The following is a 3,637-nucleotide window of genomic DNA, read 5'->3' on the forward strand; positions in this document are numbered from 1 at the left end:
TTGATATCGAACTGATAGTCCAGCAAATCCATCAGTTCTTGGTAAAGCCGTGGACATCTTGTGGTGTTACATGGTAACCCTCGAAAAACTCCCTGACCTTAAGCTCATGTTTGATTTCTAGAAGATCATAAAGCTTGCTGATTAAATTTCGTTTAGTATTAACCGCATCTCGGATGTTCTCCAAAATGTAGTCTTGGGCTTGTTTTTCCAATTGGATTGAGCAGCCTCTAGCCACATTGGCAAAACCCATCTTTATTTCCTGCTCAATCGTTTTTCGAGTCCTAGATAACAACGCTTTAAAGCGGTCTTCAAAGGAATACTTCTGATGCGCTTGTCCTACAAAATCCAATACTGTCAGCGCTTCTTTCCCCTCACAGAGTCTTAGCCCCCTACCTAACTGCTGCAAAAAGACGGTTAAGCTTTCCGTCGGCCGCAGAAAAAGAACCGTATTCACTTCAGGAATATCGATTCCTTCATTATATAGATCGACCACAAAAACAAAGGTGATTTCCCTCATTACCAGGCGCCGCTTTACGCTATCCCTCACGTCGTTTTCCGATTCCGCAATCAGAAATTCTGAAGGAATCCCCGCTTTGTTAAAGACCTGAGCCATAAATTCAGCATGCTTTTTACTTAAACAAAAACCAATTCCGATGATCTCCACAGGATCAAGACAATATCGCTCCATGGCGTTGAAGATATATCCAACTCGTTTTTCGGCAATCGCTTTTTCGAAAACATAGAGGTTTTCTAGCTCCCTCTCATCATAATTTCCAGCAACCCATTGAACCTGACGAAGGTCAACATTATCTGTCACACCAAAATAATGAAAGGGACTGAGCAATTTCCGTTCAATTGCTTCCCATGATAAGTTGGTGTCAGGCACTGGTCCCCTGGTCCCTGAATGGCCAGGTCTCTGTCCTTGACAGCCTGCTGCAATTCCAATTTGTTCATGCTCTTGACATCATGCTCCGCGATAAACTCCTCCCGCTCCTCTTCCGGGATCCCAAGAAGGATGAGCGCCTGGGTGTAGGTCAAATTCGTCACCAGTGACGAATTTAGATTGCCTTCACTGTCGGGGGAGGCAATCAGTTTCGTCCCGTACTCTTCGCAGAGCTGCATTAACCTGTCTGCCGTTCGCTGGGAGTAACTGACCGATTCCTTCAACCACTTTCCCCATTCTCCATAGAGAAGCAGGTCCTTAGCCTCCTTCATGCGCCGGCCGATTTCAATGGCGCCGGTAAGGAGGATTTCCCGGCCAGGTGTCTGATCGTGTTTATTTCAGCCGCGATCACAAGCGGCGTGCGATCTGTGATATCCGTCTTGGGAGGAATACTTGCAAGAAAAGTTGGATGCTTCTCTGCGTTAATGATAATAAATATTTATGGTTCAGTGAACAATATAAAAAGATACTGTTCTTTAAGAACAGTAAAAAGGAGTTAATTATTATGGAAACAAATTACACATTTGAACTAGTAAATGAACTGGTAAATAGAGAAGGTGTTGAAGAAATAATTGTGAATCCTTATGAAAAGATAACTATTGGCGACAAAACTATTGTAGGTATGGCCAGGATATTAATAATCACGGATTAGTGTATTCTCTTATATTGATATGTGAACTTAATATTTTCTTTGTGATAAATCCCTTTAGAACTTGCATTCATTAAACTGTGGTGAACATTACTTGGAACGCCATAATATTCATAAATCCATCCAGTATGAAAAGCAACTTCTAAGAGTTGTGTGGTTGGTTCATAACCAACAGAATGAATTGTGCTGGAACTTACACGTATTCGATTCATCTCTCTCACCTCCCACTCCATCCTACTATATATTGGCCAGAGTTTGAGAAATTCGACAGAAGATGGTTTATTGTGACATTTTGGTGTTTGGGAAAATACAATATATGACTATCTCCTTCTAAGTTGGTAAAACTATACATATAATATTGAAACAGGGTTTGGCAGGTGATATGATATGGACAAGAAAAACAATGATAGTCCTCAAGAGGAGGGAGAAAAAATGAGTATAATAGAAAGTGAAATATTAAGTAATAGACACTGTCCTCCTACTGAATCTTTAAGACAATCTTTAAATGAAGTTAAACTTATGAAAGAAGGGAAAAAGGCAGAAACTTCTCTTCAAGATTGGTTTTCAAAAATTAAGAAGGATAAAGAAAACGGGAGACTGTAGTTAAATGAATATTGTCCCGACTAACACATTTGATCAGGATGTTAGAGATTATATACGAAAAAAGAAGTATCGACATATAGAAGATGATTTATATGATGATATTTTTAAATGTTTAATCAATGACATTTTGATTGGGGACGAAATTAAAGGGTTAAATTTTAAGTCAAAGTGAACATGTTTATAAATCTAGAGCTAAAAATACGAGTGTAAATGTAGGGAAAACTAATGGATTTAGACTTATTTATCTATATTCAGAAAGTTTATCTAAAATATATTTGTTGACTGTTTATTCAAAGAAAGATCATGAGACTATATCAAAGGCAGAGATAAAGAGAATAATTAAGCCATACTTATAAAGATAAGACCTCCGCATCGGGGTCTTATTATCATTCTCCCTTCCTTTTTTTCTACTTTAGTACCTACATTCAAAACAGACATTCATATCCACATACAAACCGTTCCGAATGAAGCAGGATTAGAATGCGTGGGTACGGATATTTCGGGTAACGTTATTGGATTACCGACATGTGTCGCAGATCTCTCCGACCAAAATACTTAATATCCAAGCTAATCTCACGCAAATAATGGGTCTTTTCTGACTCCGTAAGGTCCATTTTCGCCAGTGGTTTTGAATATTGATCAAAAAGCTCCAGCCGATGCACAATGTTCTTAGCCCGATCTGCAAGCACGATCGTAACGGGATTAACCATCTGTACCTTCTTCCAGTAAACTTCCATAAATCCACTTGGCGGTAAGGCGACAATATAATTATCTTGGTTACTATCAATAATTTTCTATAACACCAGCGCAGCCTTTTGACGAAAGGCAGCCATCGTGAAGAATTCCTTTTGGAGGAATTCTATTGGTTTGGCATAATAAATCTCTACCTCATAATCTAGATCAAAAAATTTGAACCCAATTTCCTGTGCCAACTGCTTGCCAATGGTTGTTTTTCCGACACAGCTTACCCCCCTGAGAAATAATCGCATTTACTATTCACGCTTTCTTAGTTTTTCTTTATTAATCTGTTAGATCCTACTCTTCGTCTAAGCGCCGTTCAATCTCTTCATCAGTCAAGTCAAACCGTTGCCAGCCTGCTTGCGTATTGCTTCTTCAAATGTCGTCATTGCGACCAGAAGTCATCCGACAGATACGGAGTGTCTCAAGGAGATCCTCAACTTTCGGACAACATATGTCGGGATGCTGGGAATACAAAAAAGATTAGCGCCATTGTAAACTACTTACAAGAGAGAGGGTACACTCCTCAATCTCTTGCGCGTTTAAAGGCGCCGATCGGTTTAGATATTCATGCTCAACTCCGTCCGAAATCGCGATAAGTATTTAAATTTACGAAGAACTATTGTGCAGCACCTTGTTTTTACAACATTTGGTGTCTTACTAAAAAACCAGCTCTCCTGGTTTATAGCCGGCAGGTAATTCCT

The 3,637-nt window shown here is 39.5% G+C and carries 5 protein-coding genes and 2 pseudogenes; 2 read left to right on the forward strand and 5 right to left on the reverse strand.

The window, feature by feature from the left end:
• Positions 1-52 precede the first annotated feature (52 nt).
• Together UF75_RS25055 and UF75_RS25060 are read right to left on the reverse strand one after the other, a co-directional pair.
• A pseudogene (locus UF75_RS25055) lies at positions 53-865 on the reverse strand (helicase-related protein); the annotation flags it as partial.
• A gap of 35 nt (positions 866-900) precedes the next feature.
• A pseudogene (locus tag UF75_RS25060) lies at positions 901-1,316 on the reverse strand (DUF3102 domain-containing protein); the annotation flags it as partial.
• Here UF75_RS25060 and UF75_RS29515 point away from each other — a divergent pair.
• On the forward strand, positions 1,263-1,595 hold the full coding sequence (locus UF75_RS29515; protein WP_197079539.1) for a BC1881 family protein: 333 nt from the start codon (positions 1,263-1,265) through the stop codon (positions 1,593-1,595). The pseudogene UF75_RS25060 and the gene UF75_RS29515 overlap by 54 nt on opposite strands.
• On the opposite strand, the gene UF75_RS25070 is transcribed toward UF75_RS29515, so the two are convergent.
• Positions 1,592-1,804: a KTSC domain-containing protein gene (locus UF75_RS25070; RefSeq protein WP_045577243.1), complete on the reverse strand. Its 213-nt coding sequence runs from the start codon at positions 1,802-1,804 to the stop codon at positions 1,592-1,594. The genes UF75_RS29515 and UF75_RS25070 overlap by 4 nt on opposite strands.
• A gap of 175 nt (positions 1,805-1,979) precedes the next feature.
• On the opposite strand from UF75_RS25070, the gene UF75_RS25075 reads away from it, so the two are divergent.
• On the forward strand, positions 1,980-2,195 hold the full coding sequence (locus tag UF75_RS25075) for a hypothetical protein (RefSeq protein WP_045577244.1): 216 nt from the start codon (positions 1,980-1,982) through the stop codon (positions 2,193-2,195).
• A 509-nt stretch (positions 2,196-2,704) separates the two neighbouring features.
• On the opposite strand, the gene UF75_RS25085 is transcribed toward UF75_RS25075, so the two are convergent.
• The gene (locus UF75_RS25085) at positions 2,705-2,932 is read right to left on the reverse strand and encodes a hypothetical protein (protein WP_156146617.1); all 228 of its coding nucleotides are present in this window, start codon (positions 2,930-2,932) and stop codon (positions 2,705-2,707) included.
• A 57-nt stretch (positions 2,933-2,989) separates the two neighbouring features.
• Positions 2,990-3,184 carry a shikimate kinase gene (locus UF75_RS25090; protein WP_045577246.1) on the reverse strand — a complete coding sequence of 65 codons (195 nt, stop codon included), beginning with the start codon at positions 3,182-3,184 and terminating at the stop codon, positions 2,990-2,992.
• Between the last annotated feature and the right edge of the window lie 453 nt (positions 3,185-3,637).

This window comes from Desulfosporosinus sp. I2 (genome assembly GCF_000960765.1).
Taxonomy (GTDB): domain Bacteria; phylum Bacillota; class Desulfitobacteriia; order Desulfitobacteriales; family Desulfitobacteriaceae; genus Desulfosporosinus.